The organism is Fibrobacter sp. UWB16 (assembly GCF_900215325.1).
GTDB lineage: Bacteria > Fibrobacterota > Fibrobacteria > Fibrobacterales > Fibrobacteraceae > Fibrobacter.
On record NZ_OCMS01000003.1, the window covers coordinates 48,467 to 70,456 of the forward strand.

Sequence of the window (21,990 nt, forward strand, 5' to 3'; positions counted from 1 at the left end):
TAGGGAGAAAAGAAATGAGACTGGTAAAAGCAGCTATCTTGTTGCTGTCGGCTTTAATGGGCTTTGTGGCTTGTTCCGATAGCGTTAGCGAAGACGTGCTATCTCGCGTCGATGAAAATGGCGTCCAGTATTCTCCTACAGAAATGAACGGGCAAGTGTATTTCCTGAAAACCATGATTCCTGAAAGCATGAGGGTGATAAACGTCGATGAAAAATTGAATCCTTTGGATTCTGTAGATGCAGAATTAACTCTAAGTACGTACTCGGGGAGTTATTCTTTTTGGGTGCCACGGCACGATTACCAGCAACCGTATGCAAAAATCGTAACGGTATTTCCGTTGGACTCAAAGTCGAAAATGGAGTTCCCGCAATATGTTCGCTTGCAGGAGTACAATGACCACAAGGAACTTTCTTTTGCGAATTCTATGATAACGGGCCGTGTTGAAACCTTGGTGCGTGAAAAGGGACTCGATTTTGAGCAGGCGTGGTCTCAGGCGGTGAGTGAGCTGAAAAAGTCGCTTAATTATTCGCTGGATGATGTTTTTTCAACATCGGCGGAAGCTCGTGACATGGGATACAATAGGTCCCAGCTGGGTGGTATGTCGCTGTATATTTATTGCCATCATGAAATTTCGGACAAAGAGTTCTATAGTACGTACCAGGACTTTTATAAATCGTTTGCCAAGAATGGCTATGTCAATGAATCGTTGATTGTAGATGCCGCTGATGTGTGGCTTTCGACTTTTGTTTCTTCTGATATGGATGGGAGAACGTTTTTTAAGAGTAACACAAGAGATAGTGATGTGGGTGTGAAGTACCTAAGTCCTGAATTTCTGGAACATGCTTATGGAGTGAATCTCTCAATCACTTTGGATGACTGGAATCGAAGAACCGATAAGTTTGTTACCATTGAAAATAAAAACAGCATGTATGATGGCCGTACGCTTATTTATGATGCTGCAATGGGTGGCTGGCGCCTACAATCGCTTTTGGAAGATTCCATTGGCGTATGCATGAGTAACAAGGATTCGGTTGCCCAAAATGGTGATGCTTATTATCGCTGCTTGAAGAACTCAGCCACATGGGAAAAGTTGACGGTTCGTGATACGCTCTTGGATGCGGTTTATGGAAAATGTGGCGGCTATTATATCAAGCACGGATTTATGGCTTATCTGTGGGATTCCCTGTTTGTTTGCGAATGCATGAATTCAGAGAGTTGCGCTTGGTCGGATAAGTATTTTGGCCAGTCTTTTGACGAGGGGGATTCTTTATATGCCAATTACATTAACGCCAAGGCGACGCAACAGTTTGGCCAGTGTACAAAAACCACAGTAAGCGAGAGAAAAATGGATGACCTGTTTGTGTACTGTTCTTGGGATCGCTGGCGCTTGATGGATTCTTTGGATTATTATCTGGGCAATTGCAGTGACTCTAACTATACGGGTGAACATTCAGGGAAGTATTACGCCTGCAAAAATTTTGGCGAATACGATGCGTATAACAATAAATGGGCCGAAATCCCCGCGCCGGCGTATTATGGTGACAAGTGCTTTATAAAGCAGGCCGAAGATAAAATGACCTTGGAATGTAAAGGTGATTATTTCATTTGTGATGTCGACAACGGCTATTATAAATGGCGTAAAATAAGTAAAGAAGAAATTGACGAGTCTGTAGAAGTGGGCGTCTGTTCTATAACAAGAGGAGATTAGGAGGGCATATGAATTTCAAGAAGTTTGCTTTAACGCTGCCTGTGCTGCTTTGCTTTGCAGCATGTTCAAGTGTGAATGATGGAGATGATGACGAAGTCCTTTACCGCTACGATGACGATGGCTCGCGGTATTCTCCAGCGACATTGGGTGGTTCCATAGAATATTTGCCGACAATGAAATCTGAAAAACTTCGGGTTGTAAAGGTCGATAGTAAACTGAACCCGAAAGATTCCTTTGAAATTGCGGCGGATTCGGTTTATTCGTATAGCTATACTTCGAGAGATTACATATCGTATTATAATGATTTTTATGTAGGCTCTAACGATTACGAAGTTCCATACGTCAAGCTGGTTCTAGTCTTCCCGCTAAATAAAAAATCGAAGATGGAATTTTCGCAGTATGTACGCATATCGAACCGCAATTCCAATATAAGATTGAATTTGTATGGCGCTTTGGCGGCGGGACGCATCGAAACCTTGATGCGTGAAAAGAACTATAGTTTTAACGATGCCGAAACGACGGCGTACGAAGAATTGAAAAAATCTTTGCGCCAGTCTTTTGACATGACTAATCGCTTTAACGCAAATACCATTAAGTACGGGATAGAAAGTTATAACGACGTATGGCCGTATTTGATTTTGAGGCACGAAATTTCGGATAGCGTTTTCTATAGGGACTTTAAGGAATACAGGGATGTCTTTGCCCGAAATGGAAAAGTCGATGCTTCTATAGAAGTGCGTGCTGCTGACGCTTTCTTCTCTACATTTGAGGTGCCATCGGATAGCGAATACGTTTATTTGTTCAAGAGTATTTCTCGCGATACCGCTGCCGGGCTGTATGCGATGAATTTGAACTTCTTTAAAGAGGTCTATGATCTTGATACTTATGGATTAGATTACGAAGTCATGAAAAAGGACAGCACGACAGATTATTCTGTGGTGATTAATGACCGATCCAGCGAATATTACGGAAGAAGCTTTGCTTATGAATATGTTCGTGGAGCTTCTGTTTATACGGGATGGCGCGTACAGTCGAAGGAAGAAGATTCTCTTGGACTATGTCGCTACCATTCTCAAAAATATACTGAACATGGTAAAGCAAGCTATTTGTGCAGGGAGAATACACGCAAGTGGGAAAAGCTGACTGAACGAGATTCCATTCTGAAGTATAAGCTAGGCGAATGTAGTTCATATTCGTTTGCTTATGTTTTAAGTTATAAGGACACGTTGCTTGTTTGCCACCACAAGGATTACAATTATTTCTGGGAAAAAGTCGAAAAGGTTAAGAAAGATAGTCTTGAAGATTTTGAGGCGGTCAGCATCGAAGGGGCGGAGCGTTTCGGAATTTGTGATGTTAACATCGGCGAAAAGAAGAAACTGGATAGCCTATATGTTCAGTGCTACGCGAAGAGATGGATGGTAATAGATTCTCTTTCGTACTACATCGGTAGTTGCACGTACAATAACCGTAACGCGATTGAAAAATTACCTAGTGGCGAATACTATAAGTGTACCAGCGACGGGTGGGCGCCGATTTCTGTTCCGTCGGGCCATGGCGACGATTGCTGGAACTGGAATGCTTCGGTCTATAAAAAGTATGACGGCAAGTATTACTATTGCGATGGGCAGGCCTGGAAAGAATCTCCTGAGGAATCGGTTTATGCTCCGGTTTTAAATGACGATCCGTGTGATGAAAGCCATGAATCAGACGTGAAAACGTATGGCGACGAATCTTTTGTATGTCGCAAGGTTGCTGGTGATTACTACGTCTGGCTGTTGAACAAGGAATCGAAGGAAAAGTAAAATGAATTGTCAAAAAAGTATTGCGGCGTTGCTTTTAGCCATGTTTGGCTTGATGGCTTGTTCTAGTACGGATAGTGAAGAAGAATTCCTTTATCGAACCGATGAATTTGGGAATCGGTATTCTCCTGCGCTCTTGTCCGGGGTGGTGGAATACATGCCTACCATGAAGCCCGAATCCGTTCGAATTGTCGTTGCCGATGCATCGCTGAACCCGAAGGATTCTTTTGAAGTCTCGCCGGAATCAAGGGAACGTGGCTCGTTTGCTTTTTCTATTCCTGAACAGGATTATGAATACCCGTATTTGAAGTTTGTACTTGTTTTCCCGTCTGAGAAAAAATCTAAAATGGAATTTTCTCAGTATGCCCGTTTGCGTTCCCAGGATTATAATGTGAATTTGCAATTCTATGGCGCGTTGATTTCTGGACGTATTGAAACGCTGGTGCAAAAGGAAAAATTCAGCTTTGACGAAGCCGAAACGAAGGCTTATGAGGAACTGGAAAAAGAATTGGGTGTGAGCTTAGACGGCCCGAAATACAATCCTTTCAGGGATCGGAATTATTGGGGAGATCCGGGACTTTATGACATGTTGCCGTATGTAGTCTGTCGTCATGAAATTTCGGATAGTGCTTTCTACAGTGATTATAAGGAATTCCGGGAATCCTTTGCTAAAAAAGGTACAATCAGTGAATCTATAAAAGCGCGTGCCGCTGATGCTTGGCTCTCGACGTTTAAATTGCAGTCTGATTCTACGCAGCTTTATCCTTTTGAAAGTAAAACTCGTGATACGTCAAGTTGTTTGCGCTTTATCGATACCACATTTTTTGAGTGGGCGTACGGGCTTGATGCATCGTGGGCAAATCGCGACTCTGTGCAAATAAAAAATAAATCGAGCGAGTATAATGGAAGAATGCTTATTTATGAAAAAGCAAACATTACTGGTACTCGTGAAGGCTGGCGATTGCGTACACTGCTTGAAGATACGATTGGAACTTGTTCGTATTCTAGATTCGAGCTGATGGAGTGGAATGCAAGCGCCTACTATTGCGGTGTTGCAAAGCTTGGCTGGGAAAAGTTGGATGATATTGATACCATCATGAATCTTAAATATTACCTCACATGTCGAAGGGATAGGGATAGTTATGGCTTTGTGGGTTCTTTTAACGATTCGCTTTATGTCTGTTCTTGTAAAAGCGATGAGGCTTGTGGCTGGTCTAAGGTAAAGGAAGACTATGAAACGACTGAAATAGATTCGCTGTCGGTAAATGTAATGGCGTCGATTCGCTTTGGGGTATGCCGTGATCATTACAATGAAAAGCAGATGCTGGATAGCATTATGCTGAGATGCGATGGAAACAAGTGGCGTATGGTGGATTCGCTCTCGTATTACATGGGAATTTGCGACAACAATTCCAATATAACGGATTATGCTAAAATGCCCAACGGCGATTATTACAAGTGCAGGACTTTTGGTGGAAAAGAATGGGAACGCTGTACACCTCTTGAGGCAAATGGTGTTCCGTGCAATAGCGACAATCGAAATACTTACAAGGAATATGAAGGCCGTAATTACTATTGCAGTAATGAAAAATGGACTGAAGTTACAGAGGAATAAATATGAATACTTTTGAAGCTATCAAGACGCGTCGCAGCACGCGCAAGTTCAAGGCTCAGCCTGTTGAAATCGAAAAGTTGAAGGCCATCGCAGAAGCGGGGCAGTTTGGCCCCACGGGCGGTAACGCACAAGGTAATCACTTCTTTGTGATTTCGGATGCGTCGGTCATCGCAAAGCTCAAGGAACTTGTGCAGTCTGCATTTGCAGCGATGGAACTCCGCGAAGACCTTTACAAGAGCCTCAAGAACTCCATCACGCTTTCGCGCAAGGGCAATTATTCTTTCTGCTATACGGCGCCTGTGCTTATCGTGGTTGCGAACAAGAAGGAATACGGCAATAACATGGCCGATGTCGCCTGCGCTGTCGAAAACATGATGCTTGCCGCCAATGAGCTCGATCTTGGCAGTTGCTATATCAATCAGCTCAAGTGGCTGAACGAAGATCCGACGCTTCTCGCGTACTTGCGCGGCCTTGGCCTTAAGGAAGATGAACGCGTTTACGCTTCTGTTGCGATTGGCTATGCCGATACGGAATCGGGACTCCCGAACCGCGCGGAAACACCCCGCACAGGCAACGAAGTCGTGTTTGTGTAAAATAAAATGTTTTGATGCATAACTCTTAATAAGGGAGGTGTCTGATGATTGCAATTTGTAGAGTGCCCGCTTTTGCAGTTGTATTGCTTGTGACGGCCATTTCGGCAAATGCCTATACCATCAAGTACAACTTGAATGGGGGTACAAATCATCCGGACAACCCGACGAGTTATGCATCGGGTTGGGAATCCAAGCTGGAATTGAAGGACCCTTCCCGCGAGGGCTATGAATTTTTAGGGTGGTATGTTGTTCCTAAATCGGATACGCTCTCTACTTTCATAGATTTTGCGAGGATCCAAGGGAATTGGACGTCTACGGTTGCTTATGGTCTCGGTAGTTTCACTGTAGAGGCGAGATGGGGGCTTGTTCCTGTAACCCCGAAACAAGATGAACGCGGCTGCTACCTTATCCATACCGCCGAAGAACTTTACGGCATTGCTTCTGTTTCCAAGCAGATTGGTGATTATTCTAGAGAACACCGTTATTATTTTGATGGTTGTATTTCGCTCCAGAATGATATTGTCGTAAATAAAAAGGTTCTGGACGAAAATGGAAATCTATCGTTAGAGGGTTATGTATCGTGGATTCCGATTGGATTCTATGGTGTATTTGAAGGTAACGGGTTCAAGATATCTGGGCTAGTTGGTGAAAACGGTTTGTTTGAATTTGTTGGCAATCGTTATTCTTGGATTCACGATATTAGCTATGTAAGGAATTTGGGCATAGAGGATTCTTACTTTACGGGCGATTTAGTGGGCGGCATTGCGGGCCGTATTGTAGGTCCGATGCAGCTGAAGAATGTTTATTCGAATGCGACAGTCCGTTCTGCAGATATGGCCGGTGGTTTGATTGGTGAAGTCAATATTTTGGGCGATGAGTGCCCGACGGCGATGATTTCCCGTGCTTCTGCATTGACGGCAAAAAATATTGATTCATCAAATGTTGTCTTTGTTGAAAACGCGTACAGCACGGGGCTTGTTGAAGGTGCGCGTGCTAGTGGAATCATTTCGGAAATGGATGCCGCCATCTTGAAAAATGTTTATTTCGCAGGTGAGCTGAAAAGCAAGTCTCCGGATTGCATTGTGCAGAAAGAGGGCTTTGCCTGCAACGGAAGCAAACGCGTTTTTGAAGTGGAGAACGCTTTATGCCTAGATTCCAAGGATACGACGGTCTCGAAGGCGGTATCGCTTAGCAAGGCGCAGTTTGCAGATGGAACGGCTTTGGAAAAACTTTCGGCAGGCGAAAACGGTTCTAGCTGGGTCCAAGAAGTGGGCTCCGATGAGTTCCCTCGCCTTTATAACGTTCAATACGGAATACACTATGTGCTGAATGGCGGCGAGAATAGTGAGTTGAATCCGCATAGCTATACGAAAAATGACAAGGCGTTCGCATTACAAAATGCTGTGCGGGATGGCGACGAATTCGAAGGCTGGTTTACAGATGAACGCTTTACGCGAAAGGTCGATTCCATAAATACTAGCCTTTATGGCGACTGGACGCTTTACGCCAAGTGGAAAAGTTACTTTACCATCAATATCGACTTGAATGGCGGCAATCGCTATAAAGGGAATCTCGAATACGAAAATCTGATGTTCCCGTGGTCTGCGGATTCTTCGACATTTGTATTTGAGAGAGCTTCGCGCGACGGGTATGAATTTGAGGGCTGGTATACGGATACCCTCTTTACGAATAAGATTACGGAAGTTCCTGCCGGGAATACAGAAGATGTTACGGTGCATGCCAAGTGGAAAATGCTGGATTACACGATAACGTACCATTTGAACGGAGGTGTCAATGATCCAGAAAATCCAACTCGGTTTACGGTTCTTGATACTGGCTTTGTCTTTAAGGAACCGACACGAGAGGGTGCAAAATTCTTGTATTGGGGTAACAGTCCACTCGGGTATTCTGTGAATCGAAAAATAGATAAAGCAAAAAATTATACTTTGTACGCAGAATGGATTCCGGTCCCGCAAAAACCGAAAAAGAATTCGAAGGGGTGCTATCTTATTACGACTAAGGAAGAACTGTATTGGCTTGCTGAACTCGTCAATGGAGGAATAGAGGGGATGAGTGGTTATGAAACATGCGCCTCCCTCCAGAACGATATTGTCGTTAATGAAAATGTGCCGAAGAAATTTGTAGATGAACTTGACAGTATGGTTTACTTTAACTGGAAACCATTTGGGATTTTTGAAGGAACGTTTGCTGGGAACGGTCATTCTATTTCGGGTTTATTGGTGGATGATTATTGTGGCAATGAAGAATATTATGGAGGATTATTTGATGAAGTGTGGGGCGAAAATACAGTAACGGGTGTTACGGTTAAGAACACGTATACTATGCGTTATGGCTATATAGACAGCCTCCGGATTACAGGGGATCGCATGGCTCTTCCGAGTGTCGCTGTAAAGAGTGGCTGGCAAATGGATGTTCACGGGAAACGCTTGGCGTTCTCTGGGCTTGTTGCAGGTCGCCCGCTCCTTGTGATGGATGTGCAGGGCCGTGTTTTGCAACGTTTGACGACTGAGCCTTCGATGGCTGTAGAATTGCCGAAACTGGGCCGCTTCTTCATCCGCTACGGGAACGAGACCAGGGCTGTTACGATTCGCTGATTTTTGCTATCTTTTAACCCATGATGGATTTTAAGAAAATGGAAGACGGCTTCCGGATGATTCTGGAAGGCATGGGCGAAGACCCGAACCGTGAAGGCCTTATCGATACGCCGAAGCGTGTTGCTAAGATGTACGCTGAGCTCATGACAAGCCTTACGGGCGAAATGAAGGCCGAAGACATCCTCAAGACGCGTTTCCACGAAAAGTACGACGAAATGATCATCGTGCCGGATATCGAGTTCGCGAGCATGTGCGAACACCATTTTCTGCCGTTTACGGGCAAGGCTCACGTGGCCTACATCCCGGGTGATTGCGTAGTCGGTCTTTCGAAAATCCCGCGCGTTGTGGAATTTTATGCCCGCTTCCCGCAGATTCAGGAACGCATGACGCGCCAGATTGCGGAACTCATCCAGAAAGTGCTCCAGCCGAAGGGCGTTGCCGTGGTTCTCGAAGCCTCGCACATGTGCATGACAATGCGCGGTGTGAAAAAGCCGGGAGCCATGATGGTCACGACGCAGCTCCTCGGACGCTTCAAGACGGACGAAAAGACTCGCGCCGAATTCATGTCCCGCATCTACGCCCCGCGTTAGTTGTCATTCCCGCCTCCGAGCGGGAATCTCCTTTTTTAGCTTTGGACTTTTTGTCAACGAAACGTGCCCTGTGATTTTGATCACGGGGCTTTTTTGGGGGTATTTTATTGAAGGATGGGATTAAGGTCTTGGTAAAAAAGGAGTGCCTAAAATGAAATCAAAGATTTTTAAGGGTGTGATTTTGGCAAGTGCCATTGCCTTTATCAACTGCGGGGACGATTCTGCAACTTCTCCGTTATCGTCTACTGGCGATATTTCTTCATCAAGCATAGAAGCCACGGCTGAAAGTTCTAGCTCTGAAGTGGCGCCTGTCGAAAGCTCTTCTAGCGAGATTGCGCCGACGTCTAGCTCCGAAATTGCGCCTGCATCGAGTTCCGATGTAGCTCCGGCTAGTTCCGCGGATGCTCCGAGCAGCTCCTCTGATGTGCTGTCTAGCTCAAGCGACGTGGCCTCAAGTTCTTCCGTGGCGCAGTCGAGTTCCAGTTCTGAGAAATCTCCGGAATCTAGCTCTGCAAAGGTGGAATCCAGCTCCAGTGCCGAAGCCCCGAAGGGCATCTTCCTCGCGAGCGGCAAGGAAGAAGAAAAGGACCAGCTGAAGGTCGTTTACAAGACAAATACGGGTTGGGATAATAAGGGTATTTTAGCTTATCCGGAACAGCTTTCCAGCGACCAGAAGCACGGCGTTGTCGTGTGGGGGCCGGGCGGTGGTACAGAACCGGGCGCATACGAAGGTATGATTCGCAGACTCGCTTCGCATGGTTTTGTCGTGATTGCCTTGAGCGTTTCTCCGGGCGATGCAACGCAGGCGACCAAGGCGATTGACTGGCTCGAAAACAAGAACAAGGATTCCAACGACCCGTTCTACCAGAAGCTTGAATTGACGAAGGTCGGTTGCTCCGGGCATTCGATGGGTGGCTTGGAATCGGAACAGGCTGCTATCAAGGACAAGCGCGTGTTTACCGCATTCCTCAACAATAGCGGTGACAAGAATGGCGGTGTCATCAAGAATTTCCCGAAAGAAAAGACGGCCGCAGTGCTCTATGGCGAAGTCGGCATGGAAAAGCCGAACGCCATCAAGGATTACGAAACGGCAACGGATATCAAGTCTTGCCTGATCGAAATGACGGGCGGTCCGAAGAACAATTCCGAAGGCGGTTACGGTCACGGTTCCGGATCTTGGGACGGCATGGCGGCAACGATTGCCTGGATGCGCTGGCAGCTCGGTGGCGAAAACGAACGTCAGGCCGATTTTGTGGGTACGACCGGCAAGTATATCGATGGGAGCATCATCGGTAAGCAGGGCAAATGGAAAACCCAATGTAAGAATTTCTAATCATTTCCACACTCCAACAACCAAGCGTCTCGGTCATTTCGATCGAGACGTTTTCTTTACAGTGTCATGCCCGCGGGTTTCTCGGTTATCTATTGTATCGGCAAGCGCGAACTTTGCTGTCATGCCCGCGCAGACGGGCGTCTCCTTACACGTCTTGAATTACGACTGCGTTTTCTTATAGACTGAGATTATGCACTTTGGATTTTTTATCCACGGGACTTTGTTCGAAACGTGAAATTTCGATGAAATTATAAGGTACTTTCTATACGGGTTATGGGAAAAATAGGAGAACAATATGAAATCTAAACTCTTAAAAACTGTGGTGTTGGCCAGTTCATTGGTCTTCCTGAATTGCGGTGACGATGCTGTCACATCTGCAATGGGTGACTACTCTAACACGATCTCGTCTAGCTCTGCTGAAGAAGTTCAGCCGGGCACGAGCTCTGATTCTCAGGGTACTGCTGGCACAGAAATTTCTAGCTCTAGTGCTGTTCAGCAGAATAACGATGCAATTCTGCCAGGTTCCAGCGCTTCTGTTGAAGCTGGCTCCAGTGCAACTGTTCCGGGTTCCAGTGCGGATGTTGGGCCGCAGGCAGGATCCAGCAGTGCAGTGGCTTCGGGCGCAGAATCCTCTGCTGATGTTGCTGCAAGCTCTAGCTCCGATGACAAGTGCTTGGCTTCTAGCTTGCCGAACGCCTGCGGTGACGCTCCGGCATCGAGCTCTGCTACCGCACCGGCTGTAAGTTCCAGCTCGGTGAGTGCTCCTGCTGTAAGCTCCTCTAGCTCCGAAAAGAAGGTCGAATCTAGCTCGAGCGAAGCTGCAAAGCCAAAGGGTATTTTCCTTGCCGAAGGCAAGGAAGAAGAAAAGGACCTGATGAGGGTTGTCTACAAGACGAATACTGGTTGGGATGGCGCTGGCATTCTTGCCTATCCGGAACAGCTTTCCAAGGACCAGAAGCATGGTATTGTCGTATGGGGACCAGGTGGCGGTACTGCACCGAGTGCATACGAGGGCATGATTCGCAGGCTTGCGTCGCATGGCTTTGTGGTGATTGCGCTTAAGGAATCTCCGGGTAATGCATCCCAGGCGATCAATGCTCTTGACTGGATGGATCGGCAGAACAAGGACCGCAATAGCCCGCTTTACGACAAGCTTGACATGAATGTTGTCGGTTGCTCCGGGCACTCCATGGGCGGTCTCGAATCCGAACAGGCCGTTATCAAGGATAAGCGCGTGCTCACGGCGTTCCTCAACAACAGCGGTGACTGGGGTGGTGCCGGTGCAAAGAATGTTGCAACGGATCGATCGATTGCGATCCTGTTCGGTGAAGTCGGCATGGAAAAGGATAATGCCAAGAATGACTACAACAATCGCGATGTCAAGGCTCCCGCCTGCCTGATTGAAATGACGGGTGGCCCGCGTAACGGCGAAGGTGGTTATGGTCATGGTTCCGGCTCTTGGGACGGCATGGCGGCAACCGTTGCTTGGATGCGTTGGCACCTCGGTGGTGAAGACTTCCGCAAGGCGGATTTCGTAGGCAATAGTGGCAAGTATATTGATGGCAACATCATCGGTAAGCAGGGAAAATGGAAGACCCAGTGCAAGAACTTCTAATCTCTTAAACACTCCAAACACCAAGCGCCTCGATCTTTATGGTCGAGGTGTTTGTTTTATGCTTGTCATGCCCGCGGATATTATTGTCATGCTCGCAAATATTATTGTCATGCCCGCCTCCGAGCGGGCATCTCCATATACAATTTTTTATAATTATTCACGAGAACAGTTTGCGGGCATTCACTTAACCCCTGTCCACTAAACACTGTTTGCTGTATTATGAACGCTGCTATCCTTACTAATGAGTTTCCGCCAGAAATCTATGGCGGTGCAGGTATCCACGTCAAGTTCTTGAGCCAAGAACTTTCCAAGCTCTGCCACATCGAAGCACGTTGCTTTGGTGCGCAGAATGACGATGCAGACAATATCCGAGCCATTGGTTTTAGCCAGAAGCTAGAACATAATCCGGCTGATGAACGTTTCAAGAAAATCTTGAAGCCGCTTGATATTAATTTGCAGTGGATGTCCTCGCTTAAGGATATCGATGTGATTCATTGCCATACGTGGTACAGCCATTTCGGTGGCGTGGTCGCAAGTCGCCTTTTGCAGTGCCCGCTGATTTTGACGACGCACTCGCTCGAACCGCACCGTCCGTGGAAAGCGGAACAGCTCGGTGACGGCGGCTATAACATGAGCTGCTGGATTGAACGCACCGCTTACGAAGCCGCAGACGGCGTGATTGCAGTGAGCGAGGGCATGAAGCGCGATGTGATGAAGCTTTACGGCGTGCCGGAAGATCGTGTGAAGGTTATCTACAATGGTATTGATCCGGACTTTTACAAGCCGACGTTTGACGAAGAAATCTTGAAGAAGTGGGGCGTGGATCCGAAGCGACCGTTCGTGCTTTTTGTGGGCCGCATTACGCGCCAGAAGGGCATCAGCCAGCTCATTCAGGCTATCCCGCAAATCGATAAGAACGCCCAGGTAGTGCTTTGCGCCGGTGCGCCGGATACGCAGGAACTTGCCGACGAATGCAAGCGCTTGATTGAAGAAGTCCAGAAGACACGTGATGGAGTCGTGTGGATTCAGGATGCTGTGCCGCATACGGAACTTCGCGTGCTCTACAGCCATGCAACCGTGTTTGCAACGCCGTCTCTTTATGAACCGTTCGGCATCATCAATCTCGAAGCCATGAGCTGCGGAACGCCTGTTGTGGGCAGCGCTGTTGGTGGTATTCCGGAAATCATCGTCGATGGCGAAACGGGTTACCTCGTGCCGCTCAAGCCGGTTTCCGAAAAGATTTTTGAACCGGCAGACCCGAAGGCTTTCCAGACGGACTTTGCGAACAAGCTCAACAAGATTCTTGAGAATCCGGAACTTGCAAAGAAGATGGGCGAAGTCAGCCGCAAGCGCGCCATTGACGTGTTCAGCTGGAAGACGATTGCCAAGCAGACATTCGACTTCTATCAGGAATGCATCGAACGCTACAAGCGTGAAGGCAAACGCGTTTAATGTTGTCATTCCGGATTTATTCCGGCATCGCCAGTAAAGCGAAAAAAGGTGACCCACAAGCCACCTTTTTTTTGCGTTATTCTAATTATTTCTATTACGCCGTCTTGTTTTTTGAGGAGCTATTCATTATATTCGTGGTGTGTTATTTGAAATAAGGTATATGGGAATGAAAACAAAGATTTTGTGCGCTTTAATCGCCGTGGCAACTAGCTTTGGCTTGTTTGTGGGCTGTTCCGATAGTGATGGTAACAATGTTACCGGTTCTGATGATTCTTTGGTGACTGTTCCCCCGAATACATCGTCGATAAAGGGGGAGTCATTTGATTTCAAGTATACTTCATCTTGCGGAGAGAATCCTGCTAAACTGAATCTCGCAAAATGGTCTGATGGTTCAGGCGAAGAATTTATTGATTTTTATATAAATGACGATGGAACCGCTACTGTGAATATCAGGAAGGGTGTCTCGTGTGATGGAGGCTTTGTTTCGATGCTCTATGAAACAAGGAATGATACCTTGTTTGCTGAGCAAAATTATGTTCGTTTAATCAAAGAATATGATCCAATTACGAACGATTCTATTGTAGTGGGGACTGATGAGTTTATGTCTCATTGTTCTTGCCTAGTTGACCTCGAGTTGCATATCCCGGCAGAATTTATTGGCACGAAATATGTCGATTTTGAAGGCGATTGCCGCGAGATTGTTTACAAGAAGAAAAAGTAATTTGAATAATGTTTATGAAAAAAGGTGGCCTGCAAGCCACCTTTTTTTGCTGTTGAGATTTTCGAGAATTTAACTGGATCCTTCGCGGTTAATACCGCTCAGGATGACGAGTGTGCAGGCTCCGCTTCTAGTAACTAGTTACAATCTTCTCCACGATTGCGCTTGTGGTGAGGAGTTCCGGGAGTACGATTTGCTTGCTTGCATCGCCGGCGGGGTAGATCGCGTAGGCGGGCACTCCGGACTTGCCCATGCTGCGCAGGAGTGCGGTGACTTCGGGCGTTTCGCGGGTCCAGTCGGCCTTGACGCGGGCAACGTTCAAGCTGTCCATCGCGCGCTTGAAATCATCGCGGTTGAGGACGGCTGCTTCGTTTGCCTTGCAGGTGAGGCACCAGTCGGCGGTCGCGTCAATGAATACGGTACGGCCAGACTTTGCAAATTCTTCGATGAGTTCCGGCGTGTAGCGGTACCAGCCATCTTCGGTGACGAGCTGTACTGACCTTGCCTTGAAAATCGCATCGACTTCGGCTTCGAACTTTGGTGATGCAAATGCAAACCAGATGATGGCAAGGATTACAACGGCGCCTCCAACGGAGAGCACTTCGCGAAAAAACGCGACGCCCGGCGGGGCGATGTTCCCGATTGCAAAGCTCATGGCGATGCTCAAGAGCGAAATGGCGGCGAAGATGCCGACGCCGACGTTTCCGGCCTGTTCATGCACGACCCACAGGAGCCATACGACGGTACCGAGCAAAAGAACGCCCATGATTTTCTGGAGCGTGACCATCCAAGCGCCCGGCTTTGGGAAAACTTTCAGGATTTTCGGGAATGTACTCACGAGCATGTAGGGGAGCGCAAGCCCGACGCCTGCTGCTGTGAAAAACAAGAACAGCACAGGGGTCGATGCGGTAAAAGCAAAACCCATCGCCGTGCCGAGAAACGGTGCGGAGCACGGTGTGCTCAAAAGCACGAGGAGTGAGCCTGTGAAAAACGCACCCCAAAAGCCCTGCTTGCGCCCGGCTTTGTCCATCTTGGTCGTGGCACTTCCAGGAAGCCAGATTTCAAAGACTCCAAAAAAGCTCATGGCAAAAGCGCTCAGAATCACGACCATGAACGCGATGAATCCAGCGCTCTGGAATTGCATGCCCCAGCCTGCATTCCCGCCGCCGGCTTTGACGGCGGCAACAATCCCGGCGAGCGCCCAGAAGCTCGCGAGAATCCCGAGCGTTGTCGAAGTCCCGAGTACGAGCAGTCGCTTGCGGCTTTCGCCAGCCTGCTTGATCAAGCTGAAAAGCTTTAGCGAAAGCACCGGCAGCACGCACGGCATCAAGTTCAGAATTAAGCCTCCGAACAGAGCCGACAAAAGCAATATGAATGTCCCGGCAGCGCCTTCTGTCGCATTCCCTGCGGCGCTCGGCGCATTGATGACATTCCCGGTTGCGTTTCCGTTGGCGTCTGTGCTAGTGGCGCTCCCGTGCATATTCCCAGCGTCATCTCGCGAAGCTCGTTTCTTGTTAAACCCCACTGGTCCCACTCCAAATGTCACTTGCGATGGTGCAAGGCAAATGGAATTGTCGCAGGCCTGGTAATGGAATATCGCCTGTGTCGTGAGGCTGTCGTAATCGGCGTCAACATTTTCTATAGGGAGCGTAATCTGGAAATGTCCCTTGAATACAAGGTTCTCAAGGTCCAAAGCCTCGCTATATTCCTTGATGGGTTCTGGCCACTTGGGTTCTCCGAAGTGAATCCCCTGGGCTGCAATTTCGATAGACGACGGCTTCAAAAATTCATCGGCTGCGACATTTGCATTCACGTGCCAGTTGTCGGGAATGGTGATGTCAACGGTAACGCTTGAACCTTTTGTGAGTGCCCCGAGGGAATAGTGCATGCTTGCTTCCGGAGGGGGCATGTTGTTCATGTTGAATTCTTGCGCAAGGACCGACGCTGCAAACAATAGAATGCAAAATGAAGCCTTTTGCAAACGGTTGTTTGCAAAATTTCCAAATTCGATAAATTTGTTAAAAATTTTCATAAATTAATCTCGCAAAAAGAAGTAGAAAATATCGGAAATAAAACATTTATGTCATATACGGGATTCCTTTGTAACCGTCCCCCGAATTGGGTAGGGTCTGTCTGGGAAAAATATTCCTACAGAATATACAAATTGTGCCTGCAAAAGTGTGGGACTAAAGAAGATGCAGACGACTTGTTTCAGGAGGTTGCGCTTCGCTTTTGCAAAAAGGCCGGGGAGCTGAAGTACGGATCCCATCTGTTGCCATGGTTCAATACCGTGCTTTTGCATTGCCATTACAGCGAATACCGCAAAAAAGTCACTAACCGCGAAGTTCCGCTATCTTGCCTTTGCGAGCCCAAGGCCAGTTACGACGGGGATGACGACGATGATGCTTTTGCGCTACCCGATGGAAACGTAAGCGTAGATGATGTCATGACGGAGTATTCCGTTTTGCTTCAGGCACTAAATCCGATGGAGAAAATGATTGTCGAACTTTCGGTTGTCGGTGGGCTTCGTGTCTGTGATTTGAGCCAGTTGTTCGGGCTATCTAAGGGGAGCATAACCAAGCGCCGGATGGCGGCGTATCAAAAAATGCGTGAAAAAATGATGTCGCAGAAAGATCGGCTCAAGATGATAACGGGCCGGGACGCCACATTGCGGGAAATTATTGAATATGCAGGTTGAAATGTTTTTAAAATTTGTAATTTTAGAATGTGAAAGTATTAGCTAATCTTATTTGTATCCTCTCCCTTGTCACATCAGCTTTTGCTGCCGATGACTGGAACAATTTCTCAAGCCCATTCCCGATCAAGGCGATGGTCCCTTATGGCGATGGCGTGCTCTTGGCGACTAATGGGGGCATTCGCTTTAGGTCGAGTACTGTTGAGGCCTTGTACACGACGGCGCACGGTTTGGGCGACCAGTCTATAAGCGCTGTAGTGGCAGCAGGTCCGAATGTCTTTTCTGTGAGCGACAACGGCATTATCGCAAAGATCATATCGGCGGAATCCTGGCAGGTGCTTAGCAGGTCTTATGCCGGTAGCGGTGTCCGTGTCATTCCGGGCATGGTCCGTGTGGCCGAAGATGTCATGGTGATTGCGTTTGATGACCGCCTGTCGTTCTTTAGTTTAAAATCCAATACGTCTATCCTTACGGTCGAAAGGATTGCCGATGCGAACTTGTCCATCAATCCTGTAAGCGCCATGGAAATTCAGGGGGACTCCCTGTTTGTTGCGGTCGATGGCTCGCTTTATGTCCGCAAGATGGACTGGAAAAATTTGGAATCCGATATGCAGCTGTTCAATCCGGATTCCTGGAAGGTCGTCAAGAAGGCCTCTCTCAATAAGGAACCGATCAAGTTTATAACCTGGAGTGACGGAGAACTTGTAACGTATCCGACGGAAGGCACGAGAATCTGGGATGACGATGGCGAGACTCGAGCTGTCATAGATACTTTCACGACGTTCAAGCAGACGGATAAAATGGTTGCCATTCGTGGCAAGGTCTTGAAGAACTCGATCCTTTACGAGCGCGATTCTATTATGAAGACGGTTGACAAGAAAACGGTTGTCGATCGCTATTACTTTAAGCCCAAGATTTACTGGGTGTCGCTTATCCCTTCTTCGGGTGGAGCTCTCTTGGTGGGCCCGCAAAACATATTCCATTACAATGGAAAGAAATTGACAGACTTGACGGAGTATTCCAGGTTCCCGCTGAAAAGCGTCTATGAACTCCGTGCTCTTCCGGATGGCGGCATTTTGGCGGCTTCGGATGACGGCTATTTTTCGCACTTTAACGGACGGCAATGGAGTACGCCCACAAAGGCGCTGTATGGTAACGGCAACATGACGAACGCCCGCGGTCACGATATGAAGGTTTTGTCTGTCCTCCCTGGCGGAAGGGCTTTCTACCACGTCTGGGGGCTGGGTTACGTGCTGTATTCGGATTTGGGACAGAAGCTGGATTCTGTTTTCTTGTCGACGGACGGGCATTGCATGAGTAGCTACATGGAAGATTTCCCGTATTCGATCAGCATATCGACAACTCCGGCTCCGGATGGCAAGGGCTTCTTTGCATCGGCAGCTACGACTAAGGGGTATAGCCTTGCTTATTTTGACCTCAAGGGCAATGTCTCTTGTGCAGACAATGTCGGTAGCGCTACTTTTGCAGGCCCCATGCTTACCAGTGTAGACGAAGATGGCAAGTGGAAAGTTTATGTGGGTACACGCAAGTCTCCATCGCTCGATGCTAACGGCGATTTGGACGTGTTCACGTTTACGCCGCCTAACAAGAGGGGCGGTGAAATTTCCTGGCTTGATACGACTTACAGAAAAGTTTATACGGACGCTCCGTCAACTCCATTGGATATGGTGTATGAACCGAAGACGGGCTATTACTGGATGGTCACGGGCTCTTCTCTTGTCTATTGGAACAAGGACGAAGAAAACCTCAAGACGCCGCTTTCGACAAACGGGCTTACCGGGGCTATTTTTACAAGTATCGATGTCGATAGCCGTGGCAATCTCTGGGTTGGAACTTCGAACCAGGGCGTGTACCGTTTGACTCCCCGTTCGACAAGCCCGGACACATTGTCTGTACAGCATTTTACGACCCGTCAGGGTCTCCTTAGCGACCGTGTTCAGGATGTGGCTGTTGATTCTGGGCTTGGTGCGGTCTGGTTTGCTCACGAAAATGGCGTATCGTATTACATGAGAAACGATTTGCGTGGTACAGACGGCAATATGACGGATGATGCCGGCAAGGATGTCAGGGTGTATCCCAATCCGTTCCGCCCGGATCGCCATGAATATATTGTGTTTGACAATGTTTCTGATGATGCTGTCATCAATATCTACAACAGGGGTGGCAAGCTCGTGGCTTCGTTGACTGGCGAAGAAGTTGCCGGTGGCCGTGCCGAATGGAGAGGCCGCATGAAAAACGGAAACCTGGTGGCACCTGGGGTTTACCAGTATGTCATCCGCGGTGCATCCAAGGTCCGAAAAGGAAAGCTCTTGATTGTCCACTGATTTGCAGTGAGGTGTGTGTTATGAATAAAGTTGTTGGATTTGTGGTTCTGTTTGCTGCCCTTTGGATTGGCGGTTGCGCTGGTGAACGCCAAGGGCTTGTGTGCGAAGAAATCGAATATCGCTTGAACACGTTGACTTATTCGCCGGATCAGCGAGCTTATATGGAAAACGAGCTGAATACGTGCCGTGCCGAAGAAGCCAAAAAGAAAAACGAGTCTGCCTCTAACGGAAGCATTTACGAACGTTACGCCAATACGGAAAGTGTAACGACTGGGGATTCGTCCAAGGTTGAAATCCCGGTTTCTACGTTGTTGCAGGATTCCTCCGAAGAAAAGACGACTAGCATTTACGACCGTTACAAGTCAGTCGAGGCGGATAAGTAATGCCGAGTATCGTGACTCTTGCAGGCAAGACGTTTGAACCGGACTTGCCTAGACGCTTGCTTTCTATCGCAGGTGAAATCCGTGAAGCGGGTGGCCGCGCCTTTTTAGTGGGCGGCTGGGTGCGCGATGCGCTTTTGGGCAAGGATTGCCGTGATTACGATGTTGAAGTTTACGACCTCACGCAAGATGAACTTGTCCCGATTTTAAAGAAGTACGGCCGCACAAATCTTGTGGGTAAGGCGTTTGGCGTGATCCATTTGGCGATGAAAGGCCTTTCGCTCGATTTCTCGTTCCCGCGTACCGAAAGCAAGGTTGGCTATGGTCATCGCGGTTTCGTAGTGCATACGGATGAAAAGCTCTCGTTCAAGGAAGCGGCTCTCCGCCGTGACTTTACCATCAATGCGATGGGCATGGAGCTTCCGGAACTTACGCTGTGCGACCCGTACGGCGGCATTGACGACTTGAAGAAAGGTTTGTTGCGCCATGTGGGCCCTGCCTTTGTCGAAGATTCGCTGCGCATTTTGCGTGGCGTGCAGTTTGCAAGTCGTTTTGCGCTTAGACTTGCGCCCGAGACGATTGAACTTTGCCAGACGCTTTCGCTCGAAGACCTTTCTATCGAACGTTTGTTCGAAGAATTCAAGAAGTGGCTCTTGAAGCCGGGCAAGCCGTCGCTTGGCTTGCGCGCTTTCCTGGACATCAAGCTGAACGAGTTTTTCCCGGAAGTTTTACCGCTGCGTGGCTCCTGGGAAGACCTGGGCGAGATGCTCGACAACATGGAGGGCTTGCGCAGGAGCTTTGTGAATGTGAGTGCTGAAGCGGCTGGTGGAGCTGTTGGTGACGCCAAGTGCGCACCGCTTTCGGACGATCAGGTGATGGAATTTGCGTTTGCCGCGTTCCTCAGCGGGAGTCCTGAAACGTCTCTCAAGTTCCTCGAACGCATTACGAACGAATCGCACTTGGTCAAGAACGTCCCGGCGCTGCTTGCGGCATTTAAGACGCTCGATTTTGCAATTGTAAGTGATGCGCCGGCGCTTCGCCGCATGGCGGTGAAGCTGGGTGGCTTAAAGCTGTTGAGCCTGCTTGTGAAAGCCACCCCGCGTAAGTATTACGCCGCCGCCGGCGCCCCGGAATTCCCGGAACAGCTTTGGCAAGCTGCTGCAGATCTCGATTTGCTCAATGCAGCTCCGCAGCCATTCCTCATGGGCAAAATGCTTATGGATTTGGGATTCAAGCCGGGCAAGCAGATGGGCGAAACTATCAAGCAAAGCTTTGAGCTCCAGCTCGACGGTAAAATCAAGAACGCCGAAGAAGCAATCGAGTGGGTTCGGAGTCAGACGAAAGAACGGCTCTAACGAGCCTACAGACGAGAGGACTTTAAAAATCTCTCGTCTTTCGTCTCTAGTCTCTCGTCTAAATTATTTCCATCTAAACATTCCCGAGATTCCTGCGGGGACGCAGAACACAATCATCGGGATTTGGATAAGCTCTACAGGCAAGAACGCGAGCATGCGGCGCTTGGACTTGAGTTTCCAAGAGGCGATGCTCAAGAATACAAAGTCCACGACAATCTTGGGCAGAATGCTGAACACGCACCATTGCCACGGAAAGTCGAGGAATATAGCGCACCATGGACTCACGAACATCCAGATGTAGTACGTGTAAATGAGCGTGAGCAAAAGGATGTACGATTTGCTTTCGTAGTTTGTGCCGTTGCTGCTCCAGCGGGCGCGCTGGTTGAAGAGCTGCTTCCACGTATGCACCGGGGCTGTCTCGATCACTGCATCCTTGTCGAGATTGTAGCAGACCTTCGTTCCCGGGATTTTCATCATCTTGTGGATGAGCATGTCGTCATCGCCACTCGAGAGGTTGATGAGGTCTCCGAACCCGCCGACTTTAAAGAACAGGTCCTTCTTGTATGCAAGGCATGCCGCACTGGCGACAATCGGGCGTCCAAGGCTAAAACCTGCCGCTTCCATCGCGGTGTAACCGAGCGTTTCGAGTTTCTGGTAGAGGTGCGGCATCGAACGTGTGCCGTTGTTCTGTTTTGGCCCTTGTACAATGCAGATGCCATCGACAAATCGCCCGGCCATGGCGGTAATCCAGCTCTTGCGCGGGATGCAGTCGGCATCCATCGTCAATAGCACTTCGTTTTTCGCAATCTTGAAGGCACTTTCGAGCGCGCGCTTCTTGGGACTTGCAATTTGCGGTAAGTTTTGCGGGAGGCTTAAAACGCGGAAACGCGGGTGCGTGGCAGCGAACTTTTCGAGAATCTCGCGCGTGCGGTCGGTAGAACGGTCATCGACGCAAATCACTTCCCATTCGCCAACGTAGTCCTGGGCGGCGACCGCTTCGAGTGTGCGTTCGGCAAATTCCTCTTCATTTCGCATCGGGATCACGACCGAGACGCTTGGGGTGGCTTTCGGGCCTTTATAGCGATGCGTCTTTAACAGTCCTACTATGAAGAATAGGAACAGTAGCGCATAGAGCGCAGTCAGGCATGCGAGAATAATGCCACCCATGTGGGGAAA

16 protein-coding genes are annotated in these 21,990 nt (G+C 48.4%); 14 read left to right on the top strand and 2 right to left on the bottom strand.

Annotation, left to right across the window (positions count from 1 at the left end; genetic code table 11):
* The first annotated feature begins 14 nt into the window (after positions 1-14).
* The 10 genes from CRN95_RS10095 (at position 15) to CRN95_RS10140 (ending at position 14,042) form a co-directional block, all read left to right on the top strand.
* Positions 15-1,709 (top strand): hypothetical protein, encoded by a 1,695-nt coding sequence (locus CRN95_RS10095; protein WP_145993983.1) that lies wholly within the window; start codon positions 15-17, stop codon positions 1,707-1,709.
* Positions 1,710-1,717: 8 nt separating this feature from the next.
* Positions 1,718-3,511: a hypothetical protein gene (locus CRN95_RS10100; protein ID WP_097020792.1), complete on the top strand. Its 1,794-nt coding sequence runs from the start codon at positions 1,718-1,720 to the stop codon at positions 3,509-3,511.
* Between the two features lies 1 nt (position 3,512).
* Complete coding sequence (locus CRN95_RS10105; protein ID WP_097020793.1) at positions 3,513-5,123, top strand: hypothetical protein; 1,611 nt, start codon at positions 3,513-3,515, stop codon at positions 5,121-5,123.
* Positions 5,124-5,125: 2 nt separating this feature from the next.
* Positions 5,126-5,716, top strand: a complete 591-nt coding sequence (locus CRN95_RS10110; protein ID WP_097020794.1) for a nitroreductase — start codon at positions 5,126-5,128, stop codon at positions 5,714-5,716.
* Between the two features lie 44 nt (positions 5,717-5,760).
* Positions 5,761-8,331, top strand: a complete 2,571-nt coding sequence (locus tag CRN95_RS10115) for an InlB B-repeat-containing protein (RefSeq protein WP_097020795.1) — start codon at positions 5,761-5,763, stop codon at positions 8,329-8,331.
* 20 nt (positions 8,332-8,351) lie between these two features.
* The gene (folE, locus tag CRN95_RS10120; protein WP_088630981.1) at positions 8,352-8,921 is read left to right on the top strand and encodes a GTP cyclohydrolase I FolE; all 570 of its coding nucleotides are present in this window, start codon (positions 8,352-8,354) and stop codon (positions 8,919-8,921) included.
* Positions 8,922-9,072: 151 nt separating this feature from the next.
* Positions 9,073-10,254, top strand: coding sequence for an esterase (locus CRN95_RS10125; protein WP_097020796.1), 1,182 nt, complete (start codon positions 9,073-9,075; stop codon positions 10,252-10,254).
* 295 nt (positions 10,255-10,549) lie between these two features.
* Positions 10,550-11,869, top strand: a complete 1,320-nt coding sequence (locus CRN95_RS10130; RefSeq protein ID WP_097020797.1) for an esterase — start codon at positions 10,550-10,552, stop codon at positions 11,867-11,869.
* A gap of 219 nt (positions 11,870-12,088) precedes the next feature.
* Positions 12,089-13,321, top strand: coding sequence for a glycogen synthase (gene glgA, locus CRN95_RS10135; protein WP_097020798.1), 1,233 nt, complete (start codon positions 12,089-12,091; stop codon positions 13,319-13,321).
* Between the two features lie 139 nt (positions 13,322-13,460).
* Complete coding sequence (locus tag CRN95_RS10140; RefSeq protein WP_145993984.1) at positions 13,461-14,042, top strand: hypothetical protein; 582 nt, start codon at positions 13,461-13,463, stop codon at positions 14,040-14,042.
* A gap of 127 nt (positions 14,043-14,169) precedes the next feature.
* Here the strand turns inward: CRN95_RS10140 and CRN95_RS10145 are convergent, their stop codons facing one another.
* Positions 14,170-15,993 (bottom strand): thioredoxin family protein, encoded by a 1,824-nt coding sequence (locus CRN95_RS10145; RefSeq protein WP_235002983.1) that lies wholly within the window; start codon positions 15,991-15,993, stop codon positions 14,170-14,172.
* 21 nt (positions 15,994-16,014) lie between these two features.
* On the opposite strand from CRN95_RS10145, the gene CRN95_RS10150 reads away from it, so the two are divergent.
* Genes CRN95_RS10150 through CRN95_RS10165 form a run of 4 tightly spaced genes read left to right on the top strand, consistent with a single transcriptional unit; the run spans position 16,015 to position 20,814 of the window.
* Positions 16,015-16,737, top strand: a complete 723-nt coding sequence (locus CRN95_RS10150) for an RNA polymerase sigma factor (RefSeq protein ID WP_235002984.1) — start codon at positions 16,015-16,017, stop codon at positions 16,735-16,737.
* A gap of 29 nt (positions 16,738-16,766) precedes the next feature.
* A complete protein-coding gene (locus tag CRN95_RS10155; RefSeq protein ID WP_097020800.1) occupies positions 16,767-19,079 on the top strand; it encodes a hypothetical protein in 2,313 nt (770 codons plus the stop codon).
* Between the two features lie 20 nt (positions 19,080-19,099).
* On the top strand, positions 19,100-19,462 hold the full coding sequence (locus CRN95_RS10160) for a hypothetical protein (RefSeq protein ID WP_088630974.1): 363 nt from the start codon (positions 19,100-19,102) through the stop codon (positions 19,460-19,462).
* Entirely contained in the window at positions 19,462-20,814 is a 1,353-nt protein-coding gene (locus CRN95_RS10165; protein WP_097020801.1) for a CCA tRNA nucleotidyltransferase, read from the top strand. The genes CRN95_RS10160 and CRN95_RS10165 overlap by 1 nt, the downstream gene beginning before the upstream one ends.
* A gap of 63 nt (positions 20,815-20,877) precedes the next feature.
* On the opposite strand, the gene CRN95_RS10170 is transcribed toward CRN95_RS10165, so the two are convergent.
* Positions 20,878-21,981, bottom strand: coding sequence for a glycosyltransferase (locus tag CRN95_RS10170; RefSeq protein WP_097020802.1), 1,104 nt, complete (start codon positions 21,979-21,981; stop codon positions 20,878-20,880).
* Positions 21,982-21,990 lie beyond the last annotated feature (9 nt).

What these genes read in the sequence shown, in the direction of transcription:
- CRN95_RS10095 (WP_145993983.1), top strand. Translation starts at nt 15, where the DNA reads ATGAGACTGGTAAAAGCAGCTATCTTGTTGCTGTCGGCTTTAATGGGC.
- CRN95_RS10100 (WP_097020792.1), top strand. Translation starts at nt 1,718, where the DNA reads ATGAATTTCAAGAAGTTTGCTTTAACGCTGCCTGTGCTGCTTTGCTTT.
- CRN95_RS10105 (WP_097020793.1), top strand. Translation starts at nt 3,513, where the DNA reads ATGAATTGTCAAAAAAGTATTGCGGCGTTGCTTTTAGCCATGTTTGGC.
- CRN95_RS10110 (WP_097020794.1), top strand. Translation starts at nt 5,126, where the DNA reads ATGAATACTTTTGAAGCTATCAAGACGCGTCGCAGCACGCGCAAGTTC.
- CRN95_RS10115 (WP_097020795.1), top strand. Translation starts at nt 5,761, where the DNA reads ATGATTGCAATTTGTAGAGTGCCCGCTTTTGCAGTTGTATTGCTTGTG.
- folE (WP_088630981.1), top strand. Translation starts at nt 8,352, where the DNA reads ATGATGGATTTTAAGAAAATGGAAGACGGCTTCCGGATGATTCTGGAA.
- CRN95_RS10125 (WP_097020796.1), top strand. Translation starts at nt 9,073, where the DNA reads ATGAAATCAAAGATTTTTAAGGGTGTGATTTTGGCAAGTGCCATTGCC.
- CRN95_RS10130 (WP_097020797.1), top strand. Translation starts at nt 10,550, where the DNA reads ATGAAATCTAAACTCTTAAAAACTGTGGTGTTGGCCAGTTCATTGGTC.
- glgA (WP_097020798.1), top strand. Translation starts at nt 12,089, where the DNA reads ATGAACGCTGCTATCCTTACTAATGAGTTTCCGCCAGAAATCTATGGC.
- CRN95_RS10160 (WP_088630974.1), top strand. Translation starts at nt 19,100, where the DNA reads ATGAATAAAGTTGTTGGATTTGTGGTTCTGTTTGCTGCCCTTTGGATT.
- CRN95_RS10165 (WP_097020801.1), top strand. Translation starts at nt 19,462, where the DNA reads ATGCCGAGTATCGTGACTCTTGCAGGCAAGACGTTTGAACCGGACTTG.
- CRN95_RS10170 (WP_097020802.1), bottom strand. Translation starts at nt 21,981, where the DNA reads ATGGGTGGCATTATTCTCGCATGCCTGACTGCGCTCTATGCGCTACTG.